This window comes from Methylophaga sp. OBS1, assembly GCF_026319365.1.
This window is the reverse complement of record NZ_JAPDMS010000002.1, coordinates 369,043-392,804: the sequence shown is the minus strand read 5'-3', so window position 1 is coordinate 392,804 and position 23,762 is coordinate 369,043. Positions and strand designations below refer to the sequence as shown.

Annotated in this window: 22 protein-coding genes; 8 read left to right on the top strand and 14 right to left on the bottom strand. The window is 51.9% G+C overall.

Annotated features, from left to right (window positions below):
- Positions 1 to 4: 4 nt before the first annotated feature.
- Genes OMQ46_RS08650 through hemC form a run of 4 tightly spaced genes read right to left on the bottom strand, consistent with a single transcriptional unit; the run spans position 5 to position 3,896 of the window.
- Positions 5 to 1,207: a heme biosynthesis HemY N-terminal domain-containing protein gene (locus tag OMQ46_RS08650; RefSeq protein ID WP_266236353.1), complete on the bottom strand. Its 1,203-nt coding sequence runs from the start codon at positions 1,205 to 1,207 to the stop codon at positions 5 to 7.
- Positions 1,204 to 2,229 carry a uroporphyrinogen-III C-methyltransferase gene (locus OMQ46_RS08645; RefSeq protein ID WP_266236352.1) on the bottom strand — a complete coding sequence of 342 codons (1,026 nt, stop codon included), beginning with the start codon at positions 2,227 to 2,229 and terminating at the stop codon, positions 1,204 to 1,206. Before OMQ46_RS08645 ends, OMQ46_RS08650 begins: the two co-directional genes overlap by 4 nt.
- The gene (locus tag OMQ46_RS08640; protein ID WP_266236351.1) at positions 2,216 to 2,977 is read right to left on the bottom strand and encodes a uroporphyrinogen-III synthase; all 762 of its coding nucleotides are present in this window, start codon (positions 2,975 to 2,977) and stop codon (positions 2,216 to 2,218) included. The genes OMQ46_RS08645 and OMQ46_RS08640 overlap by 14 nt, the downstream gene beginning before the upstream one ends.
- Entirely contained in the window at positions 2,967 to 3,896 is a 930-nt protein-coding gene (gene hemC / locus OMQ46_RS08635) for a hydroxymethylbilane synthase (protein WP_266236350.1), read from the bottom strand. Before hemC ends, OMQ46_RS08640 begins: the two co-directional genes overlap by 11 nt.
- 124 nt (positions 3,897 to 4,020) lie before the next feature.
- On the opposite strand from hemC, the gene argH reads away from it, so the two are divergent.
- Positions 4,021 to 5,418, top strand: a complete 1,398-nt coding sequence (gene argH, locus OMQ46_RS08630) for an argininosuccinate lyase (protein WP_266236348.1) — start codon at positions 4,021 to 4,023, stop codon at positions 5,416 to 5,418.
- On the opposite strand, the gene OMQ46_RS08625 is transcribed toward argH, so the two are convergent.
- Positions 5,415 to 6,440, bottom strand: a complete 1,026-nt coding sequence (locus OMQ46_RS08625; protein WP_266236347.1) for a helix-turn-helix transcriptional regulator — start codon at positions 6,438 to 6,440, stop codon at positions 5,415 to 5,417. The genes argH and OMQ46_RS08625 overlap by 4 nt on opposite strands.
- A gap of 248 nt (positions 6,441 to 6,688) precedes the next feature.
- Between OMQ46_RS08625 and OMQ46_RS08620 the strand changes: the two genes are divergently transcribed.
- From OMQ46_RS08620 to fldB, 5 genes are all read left to right on the top strand, one after another.
- A complete protein-coding gene (locus OMQ46_RS08620; protein WP_266236346.1) occupies positions 6,689 to 8,737 on the top strand; it encodes a TonB-dependent receptor in 2,049 nt (682 codons plus the stop codon).
- 67 nt (positions 8,738 to 8,804) lie between these two features.
- Positions 8,805 to 9,083 (top strand): hypothetical protein, encoded by a 279-nt coding sequence (locus OMQ46_RS08615; RefSeq protein WP_266236345.1) that lies wholly within the window; start codon positions 8,805 to 8,807, stop codon positions 9,081 to 9,083.
- Entirely contained in the window at positions 9,076 to 9,363 is a 288-nt protein-coding gene (locus OMQ46_RS08610; RefSeq protein ID WP_266236344.1) for a hypothetical protein, read from the top strand. The genes OMQ46_RS08615 and OMQ46_RS08610 overlap by 8 nt, the downstream gene beginning before the upstream one ends.
- Before the next feature lie 8 nt (positions 9,364 to 9,371).
- Positions 9,372 to 11,033 carry a PepSY-associated TM helix domain-containing protein gene (locus tag OMQ46_RS08605; RefSeq protein WP_266236343.1) on the top strand — a complete coding sequence of 554 codons (1,662 nt, stop codon included), beginning with the start codon at positions 9,372 to 9,374 and terminating at the stop codon, positions 11,031 to 11,033.
- A 58-nt stretch (positions 11,034 to 11,091) separates the two neighbouring features.
- Positions 11,092 to 11,607: a flavodoxin FldB gene (fldB, locus tag OMQ46_RS08600; protein ID WP_266236342.1), complete on the top strand. Its 516-nt coding sequence runs from the start codon at positions 11,092 to 11,094 to the stop codon at positions 11,605 to 11,607.
- 69 nt (positions 11,608 to 11,676) lie between these two features.
- Here the strand turns inward: fldB and OMQ46_RS08595 are convergent, their stop codons facing one another.
- From OMQ46_RS08595 to OMQ46_RS08570, 6 genes are all read right to left on the bottom strand, one after another.
- Entirely contained in the window at positions 11,677 to 12,000 is a 324-nt protein-coding gene (locus tag OMQ46_RS08595; RefSeq protein ID WP_266236341.1) for a DUF3325 domain-containing protein, read from the bottom strand.
- Positions 11,993 to 13,696, bottom strand: a complete 1,704-nt coding sequence (locus tag OMQ46_RS08590) for a PepSY-associated TM helix domain-containing protein (protein ID WP_266236340.1) — start codon at positions 13,694 to 13,696, stop codon at positions 11,993 to 11,995. Before OMQ46_RS08590 ends, OMQ46_RS08595 begins: the two co-directional genes overlap by 8 nt.
- A gap of 10 nt (positions 13,697 to 13,706) precedes the next feature.
- Complete coding sequence (locus tag OMQ46_RS08585; RefSeq protein ID WP_266236339.1) at positions 13,707 to 14,000, bottom strand: iron uptake protein; 294 nt, start codon at positions 13,998 to 14,000, stop codon at positions 13,707 to 13,709.
- 192 nt (positions 14,001 to 14,192) lie between these two features.
- Positions 14,193 to 16,619, bottom strand: coding sequence for a TonB-dependent receptor domain-containing protein (locus OMQ46_RS08580; RefSeq protein ID WP_266236337.1), 2,427 nt, complete (start codon positions 16,617 to 16,619; stop codon positions 14,193 to 14,195).
- Positions 16,620 to 16,734: 115 nt separating this feature from the next.
- The gene (locus OMQ46_RS08575; RefSeq protein WP_266236334.1) at positions 16,735 to 17,685 is read right to left on the bottom strand and encodes a FecR domain-containing protein; all 951 of its coding nucleotides are present in this window, start codon (positions 17,683 to 17,685) and stop codon (positions 16,735 to 16,737) included.
- Complete coding sequence (locus OMQ46_RS08570; RefSeq protein WP_266236333.1) at positions 17,678 to 18,169, bottom strand: sigma-70 family RNA polymerase sigma factor; 492 nt, start codon at positions 18,167 to 18,169, stop codon at positions 17,678 to 17,680. Before OMQ46_RS08570 ends, OMQ46_RS08575 begins: the two co-directional genes overlap by 8 nt.
- Before the next feature lie 280 nt (positions 18,170 to 18,449).
- Between OMQ46_RS08570 and OMQ46_RS08565 the strand changes: the two genes are divergently transcribed.
- Positions 18,450 to 19,115 (top strand): pyridoxamine 5'-phosphate oxidase family protein, encoded by a 666-nt coding sequence (locus OMQ46_RS08565; protein ID WP_266236332.1) that lies wholly within the window; start codon positions 18,450 to 18,452, stop codon positions 19,113 to 19,115.
- 1 nt (position 19,116) lies between these two features.
- Here the strand turns inward: OMQ46_RS08565 and OMQ46_RS08560 are convergent, their stop codons facing one another.
- From OMQ46_RS08560 to OMQ46_RS08550, 3 genes are read right to left on the bottom strand one after another with little or no spacing between them, the layout of a single operon-like run.
- Positions 19,117 to 19,572, bottom strand: coding sequence for a TerB family tellurite resistance protein (locus tag OMQ46_RS08560; protein WP_266236331.1), 456 nt, complete (start codon positions 19,570 to 19,572; stop codon positions 19,117 to 19,119).
- A gap of 42 nt (positions 19,573 to 19,614) precedes the next feature.
- On the bottom strand, positions 19,615 to 20,745 hold the full coding sequence (locus OMQ46_RS08555) for a GNAT family N-acetyltransferase/peptidase C39 family protein (RefSeq protein WP_266236330.1): 1,131 nt from the start codon (positions 20,743 to 20,745) through the stop codon (positions 19,615 to 19,617).
- Complete coding sequence (locus OMQ46_RS08550; protein WP_266236329.1) at positions 20,720 to 21,796, bottom strand: DUF2817 domain-containing protein; 1,077 nt, start codon at positions 21,794 to 21,796, stop codon at positions 20,720 to 20,722. Before OMQ46_RS08550 ends, OMQ46_RS08555 begins: the two co-directional genes overlap by 26 nt.
- 167 nt (positions 21,797 to 21,963) lie before the next feature.
- Here OMQ46_RS08550 and OMQ46_RS08545 point away from each other — a divergent pair, with 167 nt between their 5' ends.
- Positions 21,964 to 23,442, top strand: coding sequence for a RimK family protein (locus OMQ46_RS08545; protein ID WP_266236328.1), 1,479 nt, complete (start codon positions 21,964 to 21,966; stop codon positions 23,440 to 23,442).
- The last annotated feature ends 320 nt before the right edge of the window (positions 23,443 to 23,762 follow it).

The window sequence follows — 23,762 nt, the reverse complement described above, 5'->3', positions numbered from 1 at the left end:
TCTCCTACTTGATGCGGGTGGCAGTTTGATCCAGCATCAGATCAAGTCCGGTTTTGTATGTCTCTGCGGCAGCCTGCGGTTTACCCTGCTCCGTCAGCACTTCAGCGAGTACTTGATAGGTTTCACCACGAGGACCATGAGTAAGACTCTGACGCAGGTATTCTTCCGCTTTGGTCCATAGAGAGTTAGCTTTAGCCAGACGGCCAAGCGTTAACAACAACCAGGGATTATCACGGTGGTGCTTGAGCCATTTTTCCGCGAGCGCCAGACGTTTAAGCAAATCACCTTGCTGAAGCCGACCATACTGATAGACCAGCGCATCACTCCACGCTTTACGCAGATATTGCTCAATCAGATTGATAGCCTGCTCGACTTCTCCTTGCCTGATCAGGCCCTCGACGTAGGGTTCGAGTAGCGCTTCGGACTGACGCTGGCGCACCGGCGATTTCTCCCAGACCGATTCCATCTTGCGCCATTCCTCACGTTCCAGCGCCGCTTCCATCTGACCCACAGCCGCATCGAGGCTAAGCGCCTGCACTTCATTGTTTTCCAGCACGTGACGCTTGCGAAGGTCAGGCAATACAGACTGAACGTCCTGCCACTGATCCATATCCTGATACAGCGACTGTAGCAGCTGAAGCACATAGGGATGCTTGGGTGCCATTTCCCGCAGATGCTGCAGGGTGGCCAGTGCCTGCTCTTTCTGGCCGGCTGAAATCTGTAGCTCAGCCTGCACCACCCCGACCGCAATATCCGCGCCTTCTGTGGTTTCATGGGCCAGTCGCAGGTAAGTATCTCGACGATCCGCGGCATTCTGTTTCTGCGCGGCCCGGGCACCGGCCAGATAGTGCAATAGCGGTGTCTCGCTATTGCTGGCATGGCGTATCAATATGCGTTCCGCTTCGCTCCAGCGGCCTTCTTCCAGCGTAATCAGACCCCGGGTCAATGCGCGGTTAGCCCGTTTATGCCGTTGGGTTTCCTTCCAATTAGCGAGTTTACCGGGGGATTGTTTAACCAACACCAGACTACGCAGCAACAAATAACCCGCCACCAGCAACAGGATAAAAACGGCAGAGAACACCACCAGCGAGGTTTCCAGACTCCAGCTGCCATATTGCAGCAGCACAAACCCCGGCTCGAAATCCGCCGCCCAGATCACGGCGGCACCAAAGGCAAGCGCGAGGGCAACGACGAGCAGGATTTTCATTGCTGATACTCCTCAAGCCAATTCAGGGAACCGGAAATAGTCGGAATACTGATATTAATCTGTGCATCCTGCAGCTTCTTGAGAGTATTGAGCAGGGCATCGCGCTGTTCACCGGTAAAGTATTGCTGCAACCAGTCAATGGCCGTCTGCAGACTATGCTGATAATTGTCGTTATCGGCATTCAGCAGGGCCAGTCGGGCGCTCTCCAGCTGCAAGCGCAGATTCTGATACAGAAAATAACGCTGCTCGGGCACCAATACTGCCGCTTCGCCGGTTTGATCATGACGAATCACAACCAGTGAACGCATTTGCTGCCAGATATCATCCAGCGCCTGTTTCCAGCCCGCGTCCGACTCTGTAGCAGATGGCATGCTCTGAGACTCATCAAATTCCACTTCCGGGCCTTTTTTCACGCGCAGGGTCTGCACATGATTGGCTGCTGTCTGTAACTTGATGGCAATGCCAGCAGCATCAATATCGGCAAGCGCTTCGAGATCCATCACCTCTTCAGCGATCAGTGCCCGCAAAGGGTGTAAGCGATAGTCTGACATCGCCTGAATCTGTTTATCCGCCATCTCCAGCGCACGAATTGCGCCGTCAACATCATGTGCCAGCAGCGCCCGCTGATTGGCGACATTAAGCAGGTATTCAATTTCCTGCAGAGCCCAGGTTCTTTTGAGCTCTTCGCTGGTCAGTGTCTCGCGGGAAATAAATTCATCCAGCTTGTCGGACTGAGCCTGAAGCTGTTCGTTCAGTGCGATGAGCTCACGCTGCTGTTCACTACTGGCCGACTGCACGGTGGTCAGCGCATCATTGAAACTGCTGAAGCGCTCGGCCTGTTGTTGCTGATCGCGAGTAATTTGCTGATATAGCCAGCCGCCCCCGGCGAGCATCAGTAGAAACAGAATGATCAGTGCAATCCAGACTGGCTTATGGCTTTGGGTCACCGCTTTTTCATCTGCGGCGAGCGTCGCATCCTGAACGTTATCGTCGATTTGCTGCTTATTTTCATTGTTTGCCATGCTGTTTATCCATTTCAATCAATGTATTTAACACCGCCGTATCACTGGCATCGGCACTGACTTCGACCCACCTGAAACCGAGTGAACGGGCATGGTCCCTGATTCGTTCGCTGACCACCAGCAGCGGCTTACAGAACAACTCGGCGCGAAACTCAGCCAGAATCCGACACAGGTTATCCAGTCCGGCCACGCTGGTGCTTATCAATTTATCTGCGTACATCGCAGCAATGCAGGCTTGCCGACCATGTTCCGTCATTGTTCTACAATAAACTTCTACATAAGTAATACTAGCACCTCTGTCAGTCAGAGTATCAGCAAGCCGTTCCCGACCGCCAACGCCTCTGACAATCAACACCTGTTTGCCTTGTATATTCTGCATTGCAGACATCTGTAGCAGACCTTCACTACCGTTGGATATCGCGGGCTGACAATCGACCGTCAAACCGGCTTCACGCATCGCACTGGCAGTGCCATCCCCGACCGCAGCGAGCCGCAGTTGGGGCGGTAAATCCTGCTGCCAGCCTTGAATAAAGCTATTCACCGCATTTCGACTGACGAAAATTAACCAGTCGGTCTGCTCCAGGTGCAACGGGCCCCAACGCGCTCGAGGCACCGGGAGAATGCTGATAACGGGAAAACGAATCGCCTCGCCACCGGCTTGTTGAATCAGCTCAATCAGGTTGTCAGCTTGTGCCTGGGGTCGGGTCACCAGAATTCTCTGGCCGGCCAGCGGTTTGTCAGTCACCATAAACGTCGCTGAGGATTTTGTCTGCGCCCTGCGCCAGCAGCATTTCCGCGACGGCCACACCAATCGCATCGGCATCGGCGGCAGGACCGCGTTTTTCAGCATAAAGCGTATGAGTACCGTCGGGTCTGCCAACCAGGCCACGCAGCCAGACTTCGTCACCCTCCAGCATTGCATACCCTGCAATCGGCACCTGACACCCGCCCGCAAGCCGGCGATTGAGCGCGCGTTCGGCCGTCACTGTAATTGCGGTCAGCCTGTCATGCAGCGGCGCAATGAGGGCATTCATTTCTTCATCCTCAATACGCGTCTCAATACCCAGAGCCCCTTGTCCGATCGCGGGCAAACTCTGTTCCGGGGTCATCGCGTTACGAATGCGGTCATGGAAACCCAGTCGTTGCAAACCAGCCATCGCCAGAATAATTGCATCAAACTGACCTTCATCCAGCTTTCGCAGGCGGGTGTTGACGTTACCCCGCAACGGTAAGACTTCCAAATCGGGACGACGGGTCCGAGCCTGACATTCACGGCGCAGGCTGGATGTCCCCAGTCGGGCCCCCTGAGGCAGATCATCAATACTGTCGTAGTGGTTGGACACAAACGCATCATGCGGTTCTTCACGCTGGCAGATGACCGGTAGATGCAGACCGTCAGGAAACTCGACCGGAACATCTTTCATGGAGTGCACAGCAATGTCTGCACGCCCTTCCAGCATGCCCTGCTCCAGTTCTTTGACGAACAGACCTTTACCACCGACCTTGGCCAGGGGGGTATCAAGCAGTACGTCACCTCGGGTTTTCATCGCCACCAATTCGACCTCAATATGGTCATGCAACTCCAGCAGACGACTTTTGACATGCTCTGCCTGCCACATGGCGAGCGGACTGTTCCGAGTGGCAATTCTTACGGTTTTTTTCGTCATTAATCTCGTCTTTTACACTTTGATAGACACAAAATCACCGTTGATTCTAGCACTTTGACACCATCCCGCCCCAATAAGCACGTTATAATGTCGCCCTGTTTCCCAAACACGATCAAGATTTATCATGAGCACTGCCAACAAGAAACTCTCTTCCGCACGCCTGACCCAGCCCACCGATAAATTCGTTGAGGAATTTACTGCCTCGGTCAGTTTTGACCAGCGCCTGTTCCGTCAGGATATTCGTGGCTCCATCGCTCATGCCACCATGCTCAGTGAGGTCGGCGTTCTGACCGCAGAAGAACGGGACCAGATCACCCAAGGCCTGCAGCAGATCGAACAGGAAATCGAAAACGGCGAGTTCGAATGGTCGGTAGCACAGGAAGATGTGCATATGAACATCGAAGCGCGACTGATTGCGCTGATTGGCGAAGTCGGTAAGAAACTGCACACCGGCCGCTCACGCAATGATCAGGTAGCGACCGACGTAAGGCTCTATCTTCGCGATATGATCGAACCGATTCGCGCTGAACTTAACCGGTTACAGGACGCGCTGCTCGATGTCGCCGAGCGCGAGGCTGAGACCATCATGCCCGGCTTTACGCACCTGCAGACTGCGCAGCCGGTGACTTTCGGTCACCATATGCTGGCCTGGTATGAAATGCTGGTGCGTGACGCCGAGCGTCTGGATGATTGCGAAAAACGGGTCAATACCATGCCACTGGGCGCGGCCGCCCTGGCCGGAACCACTTTCCCGATTGATCGCTTAATGACTGCGAACCTGCTCGGCTTTGATCGTATCTGCCAGAACTCGCTGGATGCCGTCAGTGATCGTGACTTCGCCATTGAGTTCAACAGCTTTGCCTCAATCCTGATGATGCATTTGTCGCGCTTTTCAGAAGAACTGATTATCTGGTCCTCGGCCCAGTTTGATTATGTCGATCTGGGCGATGCTTTCTGTACCGGTTCCTCCATCATGCCGCAGAAGAAAAATCCGGATGTCCCTGAACTGATTCGCGGTAAGACCAGCCGCGTTTACGGCAATATGTTTAACCTGCTGACGCTGATGAAAAACCAGCCACTGGCCTACAACAAAGATAATCAGGAAGACAAAGAACCGCTGTTTGATACCATCGACACGCTGCTGGGCTCCCTAAGAGTCTATGCCGATATGATGACGGCGATCAGTGTTAAGGCCGACAATATGCGCGAATCCGCACTGCGCGGTTATGCCACAGCCACCGATCTCGCTGATTACCTGGTAAGAAAAGGCACGCCCTTCCGTGATGCTCATGAGGTGGTTGGCCTGTCTGTGGCTTATGGCCTCAAACATAAAAAAGATCTGTCAGCGATGAGCCTGGAAGAACTACAACAGTTCTCCAGTCAGATTGAAGCTGACGTCTTTGATGTGCTGACGCTGGAAGGATCAGTTGCGGCCAGGAACCATCTCGGTGGTACTGCACCGGAACAAGTTCGGGCAGCGATACAAAAAGCGCGATCGAAACGTGGCGTTGATCCAAGTTAAGGCGAACGGCTCATATTAATAAACTCTGATGGCGTGATACTAAACCGCTTCTTGAAGGCTGCGATGAAATTTGACGGATGATTGTAACCGGCAAGATAAGCCGCTTCTCCGATGCTTTTCCCTTCCATAATCAGCGCTTTTTTAGCCATATCCAAGCGTCTTTGACGACAGTAACTGTTCACTGTTACCCCATAAGCTGATTTAAATTTACGCTGCAGGGTGCTGATGCTCAGGCCCATAGAGCCAGCCATATCATTCAGAGATAGCGGTTGAAGTAACATGTCATCAATCTTCTGCTTCAACTTTTTATGGCTTGCGGACTCGGCTATGCGTGACTTTGTCGTGGGCGTTGAAAATGCCGGTTTCGCTTCCAACTCCTGCATGCAGCAAGCCAACAGGTCGATGCTGATCGATTCAGCTCTCAGCCGTTCACGGAGGGATGCTTCTTCGTTAATGGCCATCAAGCGGCGAGCCAAGTCAATAATCTGTGCTGAAGGCTGCCAATAATGGAATGCTGCATGCTGTGCAAACAGCCTGGCAAGGCGCTGTTTTTCAGAAGGGATATTGGCCCGCTTTTCCAGCCAGTGGCGTTCTGCAAACAAGTTTACTTTGCAAACACGCATACCTTTTCGAAAATGACGAATCAGCACTTCTGGCTGATTGATAATAATCACCGAGCATTCCACCGGCACATCAGGGTTGTTACCCAGTTGATAATTCCGCTGGCCGATTGAAAAGTCCACTTGCCCTTCAAATACAATATTAAAGCTAAGCGCCGCGGGCAGTTCTACAAAGGAAGTGAAGTCCTGCATTTCCACTAGTTTGCCACCATGTACGGCCAGGCCATCACAATTGAGGTTGTGATGAAAAACACCTTCCAGTACCACATCATCATGGGTCTGATTTGAGACCGCTGAATAACGGCTGAACCAATGCCTCAGATCCGAAGATTTAATGGGTTTTTCTGTTCTGTTCATCTCCACCTCACTCACCCTCTTTGATTGCCATAAGGAATCGAACACCGACTCCCCTCAGCATGGTTTTGCAGGATCGCCCGAAGGCAAAAGTTCCCCTTTTCATACATCACGCCGGTATTGAATAACAAATTGACGATTCTCAATAACAGTTTGTAACGAATGTATCTGGCTCAAGACATATAATGATAACGATTTGCATTTGCAAGTAAAGACCTGCGCAATGATTTGTCATCGGACAGTGGCTGGAACCTCTGTCATTGCCAGTATCAGAGATGAAACGAGGATAGATTTATATGAAAAAAATATTTTTGGCGGCCGCCATTTCTGCCTGCCTGAGCTCCATGGCTACGGCAGATGAAACCACTCTGGCCTCAGACACTAACCAACCGCAACCTATCATTCTGAATGACATTGTTGTCAGTGGTGAAAAACAGGACAGAACCCTCAAAAACACCACCTCTTCGGTCACCGTCATTGAGAACGAAGCGCTGAAATCAACGCAGTATCAGAATCTTCGGGACGTGATCTCTGTCGTGCCTAACGTGGTGGTACAAACCGGGGTCGTTCCCAACGTCCGTGGTATCACCGGTAATGGTGGCGCTGGAGGTTTTAACTCTATCAGTGGTGGCGCCAATGCCCGTTTCATCACCCTGGTTGATGGGGTGGCTCAACCTTTTGTTGCAGACTTTACCGGTGACTCAGGACTGTGGGACATTGAACAGATAGAAGTTTACCGTGGTCCGCAGTCCACCAATAATGGTCGGAACAGTATTGCCGGCGCCATGTACATCCAGACGGCTGACCCAACCTTTGACTGGGAAGGCAAACTCCGACTCGGTTATCGTAACAAGGACCAATATATCGACAAGGCCGTTGTATTATCAGGGCCGATTATTGACAACACGCTCGCTTTTCGTTTCTCCGGTCAAGTCATCGACGGCCAGACCATTACCAGCAATGAAGCCTATGACACCAACCCGACCGATATCGATCTCAATGAGCTTGATACCGAACAGGGCCGCCTCAAGTTCCTTTGGTTACCCACCGATGATCTGGAACTGATGTTTACTCATGCCAAATACAACGAAGAAGGTGATGCCGGACGACGTTATTTTGAAGACACCAGCACCGATGGTTACTACAAAACCTTCTTTCGTGACATGGACACTGAAACCGACACCACCAGCATTGATATGCATTATCAGTTAAACGATTCAACTTCATTTGATGTGCTGTTAGCGGTGATGGATTACGAGTTTGGATTTAAAAGCTATCAGGCGAATCCGGCTCAAACTCAGTTCCTGTTATTTGAAGATCGTAATAAAACTTTTGATGTAAAAATCAACTTTGGTGAGGGCAGTCATGCACTGAACGGTTTTGTCGGTTTTGATTATTTTGAGCGTGAACAGGACATTGCCAGTACAGGCGCCTACGTCTATGGTGGTGAAGATGAGTCCGACTCCAAAGCGCTCTATGGAGAGATCAACTTTGGTCTGACAGACAGGCTGGTTCTCACTGGTGGTTTGCGTTACCAGAATGAGTCGCAGGAACGTGATTTTGTTTATACGGGAACACCTTACAGGCTGACAGAGGACAACACCATCTTATTGCCTAAGCTGGCACTGCAGTATGACCTCACCGACAATACCCTGATCGGCGTCAGCGCCCGTAAAGGCTATAACTCCGCTGGTGGTGCCCTGGATACCACAGATGACTATTACTACTATGATGAAGAGGAGGTCAACACATACGAACTCTTCAGCCGCAGTGAATTTGATGATGGTCGTTATTTGCTTCGCGCCAATCTCTTCTTTAATGACTTTGACGGCTATCAGGGGCAGAATTCTCTGCGTCGTATCGTCAATGTCGACAAAGTAGAAACTTACGGTGCAGAAATCGAGGGTACCGCCTGGGTAACTGATGATCTGGAGTTGCAGCTTGGCCTCGGTCTACTGCATACCGAGGTCAAGGAGGGTGGTATCAACTATACTGGTGTGGACGGCAACGAGCTGAATTCGGCGCCCGAAACCACAGCTAATCTGGCTGCGACTTACTACGTCAATGACAACTTCAATCTGGGCGGCAATATCCAATACACCGGTGGCTACTATGGCGATGTGGAAAACACCGAAGAACGTGAAGTCGGTGGCTTCTCACTGATCAACCTGCGTGCCAGCTACCGGGTCGGTGATCTGGAGCTCGCCGCTTTTGTGAATAACATTACGGACAAGCGCGCCCGCCGTCTACGAGAGCCGGCCAATCCACCACGTACTCCGCTGCCTTATGCCGATTTTGTAGAACCTCGCCATGTTGGTATCTCGGCAACCTACACCTTCCTGTAAGACTGGTGATGTACCTGAAGTGAGCAGTCGGCTTAGGTCGACTGCTTGATATCTATGGAAATAAATCATGTCTGTTTATTTTTACCTTGCACTGTTGTTGTCAATGGGCGGCAGTGTATTGATTTATCTGGGATCTCGACATCAGCTCTGGTTGTCACATCAGTTACCTGCCAGGCCGTTACAGTGGATGGGGTTTAGCCTGATTGGGCTCAGCCTGATTCTCTTGCTTGGCGAAATGCAGGCGGTTGCGGCTGTTTTTCTCGTGCTGATCTGGGTGATGCTTCTACTGGTGCTATTTCCATACCTTGGCGCTGCTAAATCACTTAGGAACCGCAACAATGGCTAAACAACAAACGTTGCACAATGACTGGTTATCCAAGACAGTTGCCGGGCTGATTCTCGGATTCACTGCTGCACTGGGACTCAGCGGCGTGCTCCTGCTGATAGTATCTGAGATGAACAGAAGTGCCAGCGCACAGTTGGTCATGTGGTTATTATCACCAATGTGGCTCACTTTGCTCAGCACCGTTTATCTTTTCCGCAACGGTCTCCGGGCCTGGGGCTGGCTAGCCTTACTGAATCTGATGGTCTATGCCCTCTTTTTCCTGATTAAATCCCTTTCATAGGCCATGCAATGAAAGTTAACGCAAACATCATTAAGACTTACAAGTCCCTACATACCTGGACCGGTATTATCAGTGGCATGGCACTCTTCATCGCCTTTTATGCCGGTGCGCTGACCATATTCAAGGAACCAATCAGTCAATGGGCCACACCTCCCACTGTCAGTGCCACTCAGCTTGAGATGGATGAAGTACCAGCGTTTATTGCCACCATCGTCAAGCTGGCACCGGAGGCGGGTAAAAGCATACGGCTCAATCTGGATCCAGCAGAACATGGGACACATCAATTCACCTGGATAAAAGAAGATGAAAAAGCCGGTGAGCATGATACTTCTGGTCAGCACCATTTCACTGCCCGAATCAATAACGATGAAGAGGTCGTTACACAAGAAATTTTCCCAGCTCCCGTGGCGCAATTTATCGACACCCTTCACCGCGTTGTCGGTCTGCCCGTCGACAGTGATGCCAATCGTTGGATTATGGGAGTCTTTGCTGGTTTATATACACTCGCACTGGTATCAGGTCTGGTGATCCTGTTACCCATCCTGGTGAAAGAGCTTTTTGCATTTCGGCTCGGCCGCAAGCCTAAGCGCGTCTGGCTTGATGCGCATAATGTGGTCGGTGTCAGCAGTTTGCCTTTTCATATCATCATGGCGCTGACCGCCTTTGTGTTTGCTTATCACGATCTACTGTATGGCGCACAGAATGCAGTGATTCATGATGGTAAGTTACGTGATGCGTTATTTTCGAGCGCTCCCAGACCTCAACCCGATCAATCCACTGATCCGGCACAAATGCTCTCACCTCATGTTTTGCTCAACACGACAACAACGATCTCGCCAGACTTCAAACCCTACCAGCTTGAGTACGCAGGTATTACAACGCCCAGGGCTAGTGTTCGGATCTGGGGACACAATGACAATGCAATTGCTCCACGTGCGCCGGGTGGTTTTATCGCCATCAACCCCTATACAGGTGAAGTGCAGTCTACAGACTACCTGCCGGGTAAGCAGGGCGCTGGGATGACGACAGTAAGTAGCTTCTTTGCCCTGCATTTTGCAACCTATGGTGGTGAGCCGGTGCGTTGGATGTATTTTTTCCTTGGCCTCGCGGGTGCGTGGCTGTTTTATAGCGGTAACCTGCTTTGGGTAGAAAACCGACGCAAAAGGCAACGACCTGACGGTAAAATTTTCAGCCAGCGCAAGGATGTCAGTGCTATGGCAGCACTAACGGTAGGGGTTTGTCTGGGCAGCGTTTGTGGTATTTCTCTGATGCTGGCGGCCAGCAAGTGGTTGAGTATGCAAATCGACAACCTTCTAATGATAGAGCAGTGGATCTACTACAGCATATTCTTCGCCTCTATTGGCTGGGCGTTTCTACGTGGCGCTGCGAGGGCATTGGTTGACCTGTTACACCTCAGTGCCATCCTGACATTCTTGATTCCACTGACAAGTCTTCTGGGGCTGACATTCCCAGCAACAGGTCTATGGATGCATCAGGCTCCCCCCATGCTTGCTGTAGACATCACCGCATTCGCCCTTGGCTGCAGCTTTCTGATGTTAGCTCGCGCAACTTCAAACCGGGTTTACGGCACTGTTTCTACAGACAGTGTGTGGTCCTATAACCCCCGCCGATACAAAGTCAACTCATCAGAAAACTCAATCAACTATTGAATTCCTATATGGTAATAATTATTATTTGCGTTATTGATCTATAAATTTGGGATTGACGATGATTGCAATAATTTACGGCTCCACAACCGGCAACACCTCCGATGCCGCGGTTAAAATCCAGGATATTCTCGGTGAAGAAGAAGTCGAGTTGTTTGATGTGAAAGATGTCGGGCTCGATGCACTGGAATATTTCGATAATATTATCTTCGCTATCCCTACCTGGGATTATGGTGAAGTGCAGACTGACTGGCAGGATGTCTGGGATGATATTGACGAGGTCGACTTCAGCGACAAGACCGTAGCTTTCTTGGGTATGGGTGATCAGTTTGCCTATGCTGAATGGTTCCAGGATGCGATGGGTATGCTGCATGACAAAGTGAAAGCTCGCGGGGCCACAATCATCGGCCACTGGCCGGTAGCAGGTTATGAATTTGATGAGTCCAAGGCACTGACCGAGGATAAACAGCACTTTGTGGGTCTGGCGCTGGATGAAGACTGCCAGCCGGGCATGACTGAACAGCGTCTGAATGACTGGTGTGAGATTGTCAAAGCCGGTTTCATGGCGCCAGCCTGATCATCTCAGTGACAAAAAAGGCTGATGGCCCTCTCATCAGCCTTTTTTATTAGTAAGAATTAGTAAAAATCAGACTTTCGCTGCAAACAGTGGCGGGCAGATCGTTTTAAGCAGCACAGGGCGACGACTTAGAATCATTGCTACAGTGAACGCGGTTACCGCCAGCAGCATAACCCAGACCAGAACAGCCATCGTCGGATGATCAGCGCGTAAACAACACAGCGCCGACAGCAACAGGAAAAACCAGCCTGTTGTTTTCAGGCGCTTGCTGTTGGGCAGTGTTTTGCTGGCAGGAAACACCTGCTGCCAATGGGTTTCATAAGCCAATGCCAGCCAGCCCATACTCAACAGCGCAGTTACCGCGGCAGTGATTAACCATATTGTCTCAGTCATAGGCGTTCACCTGCTTGTTACGGTTCAACGATTTTTCCATCTTCTGTTTTTGTAGCGAGATTGGCGCACGCAGCTTGGCAGCGGCATAAAGCGCAATCAGCGCTGTTGCCAGCAGACTCATATCAACGCCCGCGACGGCCCAATAAGTATCGGTAAACACGGTTTTAATCAAATGGTCCCCGGTGGTAATCCAGTTCAAACCAACGGCACTGAGACTTAACAGTGCTATCACCATGGACTGTTCCCGCCAGGCCGGGTTATGCCTTGCCTTGGCCACCGGCGAACTGCGCCACGCAGCATGCAGGAAGGCCAGCCCCCATGCCCACCAGAAGACAGTCTGTTCCCACTGACCTTTACCCGCCAGCTCGGCAGGCAAAATACGGTTGGCCACCAGCATACTGACTGCGGCAATGACCATACCGGTCACCGTGGTCACAGCCATAGCATCAACGATACGGCAGCCCTGGCTGCCCGTTTTGGCATGCTTGCCTTTGCGTTTTTCGACAAAGAGCACAAACCCGGTAGCAATACAAATCGCACCGAGCAGACCACCAAACACATAGAGCCAACGCAGCAACCAGTGCTCAAAATGTTGCAGATGCAGACCGGTCAGAAACTCATCAATCGAGGCCACGACGCTGCGCGGCGGCTCTTCACGAATGACCTCGCCGGTGCTGGCTTTGAAATGGATGCCCTCACCCACCAGCGCGACACGGTCACTGCCGGCACGGTAGATGCTGACATAGCTGTTCTCATCACCGATATGGTCCATAAACAGATAGCCGACCTCTCCCGGCATGTCGCGCTCCGCCCAGCGGCGCTTGGCCTCCGCAACCATCGCATCAACCGATGCCAGCGGTGCGGCCACACCGGATTCTTCATGCGGCAAGCCGGTGCGTTCGGCTTCCAGTTTTTCGTGCTGTTCATGCAAAGGTTTTAGGGTGGTGTGCGACAAAGGCAGATAAATATTGGCCGCAAAAATTACCAAAGCCGTGAAAGCAAAGAAGAAATGGAAGGGTAAGGCCACTACCCCGGTAACATTATGCAAATCGAGGCTGCTGCGAAATACGTGTTTCCAGGGGCGGAAAGTGAAGAATTCACGGAACAGTTTACGGTGAATAATCACCCCGGTCACCAGCGCTGCCAGCATCACCAGTGCTGCCACACCGACGATCCAGTAACCGAGCATGTTCCACCTCAGATGCAGGTTGTAATGCATCGGGTAAAACCATTCGCTGCCGATTTTGAGCGCGTTATCGCTCAGGGTTTCCCCCGTGGTGGGATTGACCGTGGCCCAGCCATGGACATGTAAATGATCATCTGCGGGATCTTTGGGCTCATTGGGAATGCCGAATTCGCCGCCAATACGCAACACCGGATCACGGTGTGTGGTATAGGCGTAGAGTGATTTCAGCGGCATGGTATCAGGATCGGGCAAGTCGCCAATCACCCGTTGCTGTGTCGCGGCCATATCGGTCGGATGCGGCTTCATCTCATCAAAGACCGGTTTCAGCACCTCATCAAAAGAGGGCATCGGCTGTGGTTCAAAACGGGTATCGGGAATGGCCCAGCGATCGATTTCCCGATCAAACACGGACAGCGCACCGAAGAAAAAGCAGATCATCAGCACAAAACCGAGTACCAGGCCCAGCCAGGTGTGGACCCAACCCATGGACATACGTAAAGAATTAAACATCGTCGCGCTCCTAACTGACCAGGCTGTTTTGCAGCATTATGGCAATCGACATCATCACCGCAGCACCACCAGCCAGCACCAGCCACACCCGAAGCATGCTGGCAGCGGCAAATGCCCACAGGAAAAGCGCCAGAAAAATCAGGAAGGCAACCAGCGTCATGCCGGTTTCTGCCTCGTGGTAATCAATGCCCAGGGTCACCATCGTCGTGATAGCGAGCGCCGACAGGCCCCAGGTGAAAGCGTAGCCGCCAAGAAAGGCGGCGATAATGCGGTTTGTGTTCTGCAAAGCAGTCTGCGAAATCATGGTAAAGCCTCATTCCGAACAACAGGGCCTGAGTGACCAAATGTGAATAAGACGCATTATACCTATCTGTTTTATTAACGCCCAGTCAATTGGCGGAATCCATCAAAATAGATTATTAAATTATGCTCTGATGTAAAAAAACAGCGGCCCAGGGCCGCTGTATTATCAAGGTTTGAGACTAAGCTTAACGTCCTAAAAATCGAGTGCGTAGCCCAGTGTTATAACCCGACCGCGTCCCTTGAAATTACGGGTGTCTGAGCCGTAATTGGTCTGCGAGGAATAGCTGAAATAATCTTTATTCAGCAGGTTACTGACGGCAAGATTGACTGTACCTTTACCCAGTTCATAGCCCAGCGATGCATCGATCAAGGCATAACCATTGAAGTCCTCATCATCGGCATCATTAAAGCTGCGGTCAAAGTTATAACTGGCCTGAATAAAAGAGCTCAGCTTGGGTGTCCAGTCCGCGCTCCAGCTCGCCAGCAGGCGGTTGGGCGGAATATTGGAGCCATTCAAATCGGCATCGACCCGGCCATCATTATCACTGTCAAAGCGACCGCGGATGTAGGAATACGCCAGGTTCAAATAATGATCCTTATTGGCCTGCAAACCCAGGCTGGCCTCAACGCCCTCAATCTCGGTTTTTTGTCTGCGGATAAAGTATTCGGTGTTATCGGCATTGGCTTCCAGGCGGGAGCCCAGATCGGAATCCGACTCGTAATAGCTGATTTCAAAATCAACCGGTGCCCAGTCAATACGCACACCGATTTCCTTGTTGGTCGTCAGGATCGGCTTCAAATCCAGCAGGGATTCCACACTCAGTCCGGGGGTACCAATACCGCGCAAAACACGGCCAACATCGGGCATGCCAAAACCTTCCGAATAGTTGGCAAAGACACTGAGCCATGAGGTCGGGGAAACGACCGCGCCGCCATTAAACAGGGTTTCATTAAAGTCCGGCTTGCCCCCCTGCACTGTCACCCCGCCTTTACCGAACACGGTCTGGAAGGTGTCGATGTCCAGCTCAGCATGTTCATAGCGGGCACCGGCATGTAACACCAGATAATCCACCGGCTTGAACTGAGCCTGCAGGAACGGGGCATAGTTTTTATACACGACTTCCGGCACATAGACCCGGTCAGTCATGGCCAGACGCTGCAATGAACTGTCTTCCAGCAAATCGAGGCCAGTGGTCAGTTTCAGCTTGTCATCAAACAGGTCGTCCTTGACCAGGGTGAATTTCGCGCCGTTTTTATCGGACTCGATTTGGGTTTGATCAATGCTGTCCGGTGCCAGAACCGGGTCGGTAAAGCTGCCGGAAGCCAGCGCTCCATACAGTGCTTCAAACTCCTGACGGTAAGCCTGGGCGGTAAATTCCATGCCCGCCAGATCGTAATGCTGGTATTTAACACTGGTCGTCAGCACCCGGTTACGTGGCGCCTCGCCGATCGGTGTGCCCCTGCGTGAAGTGGTGGGAATGCCCGCCGCCTTGTTGCCATCCACACTGACATAATCATTGCCGCCTTTGATCTGGTAGCGGTTCAGGGTGAACTCCAGATTCTGATTATCATCGAACCAGTAACCCAGCTTGGCAAACACGTCATAGCTCTGCGAATTCATAATATCGCCCTGGACGTTATCGACTCCGATTTCAGTGCCATCGGCATCCAGAAACACGCCCTGGCGCTCATAGCTCAGACCCAGCGTATATTCGAAATCATTTTTACTGCCACGCAGGCTGTAATCCGCCCGGTAACCCATGGTTTCATCACCGAACTCGCCAGTAGGTGAGCTCATTTGGATATTGGCATGCTGTTTCAGCGTATCGCTGCTGGGGCGGCGGGTAATAAAGTTGATAATGCCGCCGGTGGCGCCGAGGCCGTGAATGGCATTGGCGCCGTGAATCACTTCAATGCGCTCGACCATTGCCATATCTATGGTGTGGCCATCACGTTGACCGTCACGCAGGGGATTACTCTGCGGCACGCCATCAATCAGAAATAAGGGAGAACGACCGCGAAAAGTTTCACCACTGCTGGTCAGCTTCTGACGGCTGGGCGAAAACGCCGGCAGCAGTCGGCTGAGGATCTGAGAAGTGTCACTGCTCATTTCCATCTGTTTTTCAATCTGCTCACGGTCGATCACCGTCAATACCTGGGCAGAATCTTCCAACCGGGTCTCAGCGCGGGTTGAAGTGATGACCATCTCATCCAGCTCTACCGTGTTCATATCACGCGACCCGGGACTAACATTAGCAGCCGACTGTTTAACAATGGTGTAACTGCCATTAGCCAGTTGCTTTGGGCTCAAGTCCTTGTCACTGAGCAAACTGTCGAGCAAAGCATCAGGGGCATAGTTGCCTTTGTACTGGGGTGTGGTCAGTCCCTGCACGACCTCTGGCGCAAACGACACAGTAATGCCGCTTTGGACTGAAAACTGTACCAGGGCCGACTCCAGCGAACCGGCATCGATATTAAAGCTCTTCTGAGTGACCGCAGTGTCGGCATGAGCCGCCGTGCTGAGCACTGCGCCGCTCATCAGACTAGTGCTGACAATCCCGACCACCAGCAGACGGCGACTCAGGAGTTTCAAGGGATATTTCTGGACACGTTGTTTCATTGCATTGCCTGTTAATTGAAAAATTTTGACGTCGACTTGCAACGCCTCTATCTAACAGGCCGAACGAGATTGAAAATCAACAACCCCTGTTTACATTTTTTTCAGCAGCTGAAACTCAGCCTGCTTCCACCCGGGCCCAGAATCGTGTCAGATAACGCACTTTTACCGGCAGGGTGCTACTGAGATTTTCCAGTACAGCGCGGGTATCGTTCAAATGAAAAGCGCCGGATATCCGATAATCAGCCACCTTTTCATCACAACTCAGCGCGCCTTTGTGATAGCGCTTGAGTTCATCGACAAAATCAGCCAACCGCCAGTCGCTGACAATCAGCAAACCCTGTACCCAGGCATCGGCATTGGCTGGAATCGCAGTGACAGCACTGTATTGTTGTTCAGTGAAGTCAGCCTGTCTGCCGGCTTGCAGCGACAGACTGTCATTCGCATCAGCAGCTGATAATGACACTGCATGTTCAAACACTTTGACCCGGGTGCGGCGCTGGTCACTACTGACACTGAAACGGGTACCCAGTGCCTGCACCTCACCATGCGGGCTTGTCACGATAAAAGGCCGCTGATGTTGATCATTAGCCGTACTGACCATCACTTCACCGCGATACAAAAACACTTCGCGTTTTTCAGGGCTGAAACGCACATCCAGTGCCGAGTCGGTATTGAGATGAAGTTGGCTGCCATCGGCCAGGGTAATATCACGGCGCTGCCCCACAGCAGTACGGTAATCGGCAGCCAGGCTGAGCACCCGGCTTTTTTGTTGCCAGGCCGCACCCGCTCCACCGACTGTCATGACCACCATCAAGGCTTTGATCATCTCCCGGCGTGAACGGCGGGCTTTCTCCAGTGTTTCGGGGCGGATGTCCCGGGGCAGTCCCCGAAAGCGTTTTTGTAGTTGCTGAATCCGGCGCCAGGCCAACACATGCCTGGAGTCGGCCTCCAGCCATTGTTTATGGGCGTCGTGCAGCGGGTCGTCGGCGGCCGCAGATTTAAGATCGACATACCAGGTAGCGGCGGCTTCCAGGATATCGGCATCAAGCTTCATGGCGTTATTCATCCACTAACAGCAGGCACTGGGTCATGGCACGGATAAAATGTTTCCGCACCGTGTTGACGGAAACACCAAGGCGGCGACTGATCTCCGCATAGGACAAACCATCGAGCTGCGCCATCAGAAAGATCTGCCGGCCCCGTTCACTCATGCTGTCCAGCATCTGGTCGATTTCCATCAGCGTCTCAAGGATGCTGTGCTGTAGCTCGGGTGAAATAGCATGTTGTTCCGGCTGTAGCTGCAAGGCGTCCACATAGGCCTTTTCCACACTGCGGCGGCGGAACAAGTCCACCAGCAAGCCACGGGCAATGCTGCTCAGGTAAGCTTTGGGCGCGTGCAAATCTCCGGCACGCCCCTGAACCAGTAACTTGATAAAGGTTTCCTGGGTCAGATCCCGGGCCTGCTCATCACAGTCCAGGCGGCTTTTGATCCAGTGCCACAGCCAGCTGTGATGCTGTAGATATAGGTTTTCCAGGTTTTGCTGTGTCATCCAGTAAAAACAAATAGTTACGATTGCTAATGAGATACATTATCGTTTAAATGTTCATTTGGCAACCTGTTCTGTGTGGGGAAACACTGCAAGCTCAATCAGGGGGGTGTATTTAGTGCTTGCCAGCAGGAAATATCAGCCGCCGCTGACACCGCAACGACTGATGACCGGGGTTGCCCTCAGCCTGAATCCGGGCAATTTGCCTGTGCTGAGCATTGCCATGTACAGGGCAATGGCAGCGTGTTAATTTGACCGACAGCTTATTTGCAATGGAGCCGTTATGAGCAGACTTTATGGTGAGAAACACCGCGAATTTCAGGATCTTTTCGACAGCAGAGATATGGCTGACCGGGTCGAAGAACTGGCTGTGATTACAGAGATTTCCGAAGAGGCTGCGGCGTTTATAGAACAGCGGGATATGTTCTTCCTGTCCACAGTCGATCATCAGGGCCGTCCCACGGTTTCCTACAAAGGCGGTGAAGCCGGTGCCTTTGTTCGTGTGGTCGATGAGCATACCCTGGCTTTCCCGAGCTTTGACGGCAATGGCATGTATTTCTCGATGGGCAATATCGACGGCCATGCCGAAGTGGGCATGTTGTTTATTGACTTTGAAAAACCGCATCGCATCCGGGTGCAGGGCAAGGCCAGCGTGTCTGCCGATGATCCTCTGCTCCCTAGCTGGAAAGAAGCGGAATTGGTGGTGCGGGTCAGAGTGAGTGAACTATGGCAGAACTGCCCGCGCTACATCCACCGCTATCAGAAAGTGAAGGACTCGCATTACGTCCCCAAAGCTGACTGCGAAACGCCGGTTGCTGCCTGGAAACGGGTGGATGAAGTCAACGATGTATTGAGTGACAAAGACCGTGAAAAGGTTGAAAAATCAGGCGGTACAATGCCTATCGAGGAGTGGATGAGTTACGTACAGTCAGGCGATGAAAAAGCCTGATTCATTCACTTACAACCCGCAGCTTGGTGGCGATAAAGTCTTTATGCGAGACATGAAGCAGACTGGCGAGCTTACGAATGACATGCTGTTCAATCGCATCGATATGCTCATCAGCATTAGCGAGTTGCCATAATGATTCGATCAATTCGATCTTCTCTTCATGGTCGAACTCACTATTGATCGCTGAGGTAAAACGGTAAAAGTCAGTGGATTGCAGCAAAGCCGCTTCAGCTTGTTCGATCAGTGCTTCCGCCTTTTCAGCAGATAGATTAAAACGCTCGCTGACAAGCTGTCTGAGCATCGCGATTTCAGCGTCATGCCGCTCATCATCCACGGCAATAATTTCGATCATCAGCGCCACCGCCGCCAACAGCTTGGTATGACCCTGATCAGACATCAGGGCCTGACTGTCCTCTCCAAAGGTATTACCCAGCATCTGTTTTAATTTTTCAATCATAATCACTCCTCAGCCTGACCGACCCGACTGACAATCAAAAGTTCATTTCAACAAAGTGTCAGACACGATAACGGCCGCCTGATAGCGCGGTTTACCGTAGCCCAGCATGCGGTTGAATTCCTTATGTGTAACCGGGATATAGCCGCTGTCAGTGAGGCTTTTGTTATCGTCCAAATCTACATCCGGGTCGTGAAAATAAACAAAAGTATCTGATATCGACACCACAAGCACCCAATGCGGGGATTTACTCTCGTTAAGCCGGTAGGAGCTGATCAAAACCAGCGCCAGCGCGCCCTGATCCAGAGAATGTTTGAGCAGTGCAGTATCGACGGTACATTGTAGTTGCTGGATTTCAGAACTGCTGATTTGCTCGATGAAGTCCTGATGCACGCATTCAATCACCGCCTTTTTGTCTTCACTTCGCACGCCACCGACAAAGGGAATCAAGTCAGAATTCGTGACCAGGGTGGTATTGAGCCCGCGACGGTAGGCCGCTAATGCCAGGCCCTGCGGACTGCAGCCACCATGGCCGGAAGTCATAAAGATGGTGGTGGCTTCTCGCCAGAGCTGGAATTCCAGACGCCGGTCCAGCACAAGAGGCGCATCATAGGTTTTCATCGCCATCATCAGGCAGGCCGGACCACAGGTGAAGTCGGTGGTCTGGGAGTAATGCGCGACCTCAGGGTGGGTAATTTCAGGCTGGTGGTGCAGCACCTTCATCATTCTGAGGGCGTCGGCATGGTCCTCATAGAAATCGGTGACGATATCGAAAGGCTGATAATCCAGCTTTTCATACAGACGGATAGCCCCATGGTTGTCAGGACGGACTTCCAGCCTCAGGAAGCTACGGCCATCATCCAACGCCTGGGTTTCGGCTTCCTGCATCAGCCTGGCGGCGATACCGGCCTTGCGATAACGGGCATCCACCGCCAGCGAATAGACCCGGCCCAGGGAGGTACCCTTTGAATAAAGCAGCAATACATAACCGACCAGTTGCTGGTCAACAAGCGCCACCAGCAACAGACTGTGGCCTTTTTCGATCATCCAGCGAAAGCTGCGGCGGGAAATCCTGTCTGTGTCGAAACAGGCATTTTCCAGCTTATTCAGCGCATCGACATCATCCAGTGTCGCTTCGCGAATATCGATCTCAGCGTCCGTTGTTGTGGTTTGCATTCTCAGTTAATCCGTCCAGTGCCATCTCTATCACCTGACGGCCACGGAACAGCACCAGTTCCTGCCATTGTGCTTCATCCGGGCAGAAAAAGTCCTGCATCGCATGTTTAACATCCAGGGTTTTATCATCCGACCAGTCCATTTTGCCGGACTGCTGCAGCTTCTGATCGTCGGACAGGACCTTGAGCATCTGCTGATTGCCGAAACTACCGAATTCCAGTGTCAAATAGCAGACATGTTCACCCTGACTGTGCCAGAAATAGTCATGCAGCCCCAGTTTTGTACCGGAACTGGAATTACCCAGCGAAGGTTCCGTGACGGTGGCACCGAACAGTTCCACAGCATAATCATGGGCTTTGCTATCCACTGGATGATCACAAATCAGCTCACCGTAACCATAGGGACCCAGGCCACTGTGAATATCAATCACCATGACTTGTTTACGGTTAGCCGGCTTGATTTGCGCTACCAACTGCTCCACCACCTGACGTGACCAACTGGGCTCTTTTCCGCCGTAATAGGGCATATCCGGTTTTTCATACTGCCCCTCTGACAGCAGGTCGAATTGCTGACGGTTTTGCGCAATCGTCGCTATGTCAGTTTTGCCTTGCTGTAATTCAGCCCAGATTTCGGTGGCTTTGGAAACTGGCAGCTTGCTATTGAAGTCAACAAAGTTGCGATTGACATCAATGCCCTGCTCGTCATTTCGACTGGCCCAGGCAAATCCCCAGGGATTCAGCGCATGCACCAGCACCACACAGACATCGGAAGGCAGACGACGGTGACGGGACACGAAGTCGGACTGAATCGCCGAGCCCACGCCACCCTCAACACCGTGGATGCCCGATACCAGCACCAGGACTTTATCGGCTTTGAGATTCCCGGCCCAGGCGATGTCACAGAACAGTTTTTCGTTTTTCGGCCCCTTCAGCGGGTGCGGCAGATTGGTCAGCTTTTCCACGATCGAACTGGTTTCGACATGGCTGATAAACTTATCGCGAGCCCCCGCATAACGTTGGGAAAAAACACTCAAAACGGCATCTGCATACATGGCAACGGGCCTCCTGTGCAAAAATTTTTCGCGAAGAATATGTGAGTTTGCTCATTTTGACCAGCAAATAAAATCCTTCGCAAAAATTTTTAACACATGCAGATTAAATTGACTTTATCATTCGTTTTTAAACACCACGCTGGCGCAGGAGGAAGCAACAGCACACTATGACTAAGCATCTGATAATAGTCGAAAATATTGATGACTGGAGTCCCTATTTCCCCAGTGAGCAGGTCATTGCGGTCGATGATTACCTGCAATCTCCCCCGCCGCGCAGCGACAGCCGTGCGCAGATTCTCAACCTTTGCCGCAGCCTCGACTATCTGAGTCGCGGCTATTATTGCTCTATGGTGGCCGAAGCCCGCGGCCATCGGGTCCTGCCCGGACTGCGCACCATCAACGATTTATCGCGCAAAAGTCTTTACGCTTATGACCTGTCCGATCTGTCGGCACAACTGGACAAACAACTGGCCTCCACGGATCAGACTGAACGCTTTGTGCTCAAAATTTACTTCGGCCAGACGCCGGTGACTTCACTGCAGAAACTGGCGCGGCAGATTTTTGAACAATTCCCCTGCCCGATTCTGGATGTTGAGTTCAGCTTTAACGGCCACTGGACCATTACCCGCATCAAGGCCAGTGCCATTAACAAACTGAGCGAGCAGGAACAGGATTTCTTTGCCGAAGCGCTGGATAACTTCAGTCATCGCCTGTGGCGCAAGCCATCCAAACGTCGCCAGTACCGATACGATATGGCGATTTTGCATAATCCCAAGGAAGAAATGCCGCCCAGCAATATGGCGGCGCTGAAGAAGTTCATCAGCAGTGGTCGACGCATCGGCATTGATGTCGAGCTGATTACGCCGCGCGAATACATCCGCCTGGCTGAATATGACGCCCTGTTTATCCGTGAAACCACGGCGACGCATAACCACACCTACAAATTTGCCCGCCGCGCTGAGAGTGAAGGACTGGTGGTGATTGATGATCCGACTTCCATCATTCGCTGCACCAATAAAATTTATCTGAAAGAACTGCTGGCCGCCAATGATCTGCCGATGCCGGAATCGCATCTGCTGTATAGGAATGATCATGCGGGGCTGGATGCATTGTGTGAAACCGCCACCTTCCCGCTGGTGATGAAAATCCCAGACGGGGCCTTTTCCCGCGGTGTGATTAAGGTCAACAATGCCGACGATCTGCGCCGTGAAGCCCCGGCCTTCTTCCAGCAGTCAGCGATTATTCTGCTGCAGGAATATATGTACACCGATTATGACTGGCGGATTGGTGTCTTCAACAACAAACCGATTTATGCCTGCCAGTATTTTATGAGCAAAGGCCACTGGCAGATCTACAACCACAACACCAAAAAAGGCACTGACAGCGGTAAGTCTGCGGCGATACCGGTCAGCGAAGTACCGGAAAAAGTGATTCGAATCGCCACCAAGGCTGCCAAGCTGATTGGCAATGGGCTCTATGGCATTGATATCAAGCAGAGCGGCAACCGCATTGTGGTGATCGAAATCAATGACAATCCCAGCATCGACAGCGGTGTCGAAGATGAATACCTGGGTATGGCGCTGTATGACGATATCATGCGTGAGTTTTTGCGACGGCTGGAAGAACGAAAGTCTGGCAGCCGTTAGCTTCAGCGTCTTTTACTGACGCTACAAACTGGAGTGGATTGCAGCGTCGCTACGCTCCTCGCAATGACCCGCAGGGAATGTTACATCCACACTTCAGAAGTCAGGACTTGTCTTTGCACTCCAACGCCTGAGCGTCTTCACCAGCAATTCCGTCATCGCGAGGCAAAAAGCCGAAGCGATCCAGTCCCAAGTTTCAATGACCGGACTGGATTGCCGCGTCGCTGCGCTCCTCGCAATGACCTGAATGGGATGTAAATCCACACTTCAGAAGTCGGGGCTTGTCAATGCGCCCCAGCGCCTAAGCGTCTTCACCAGCAATT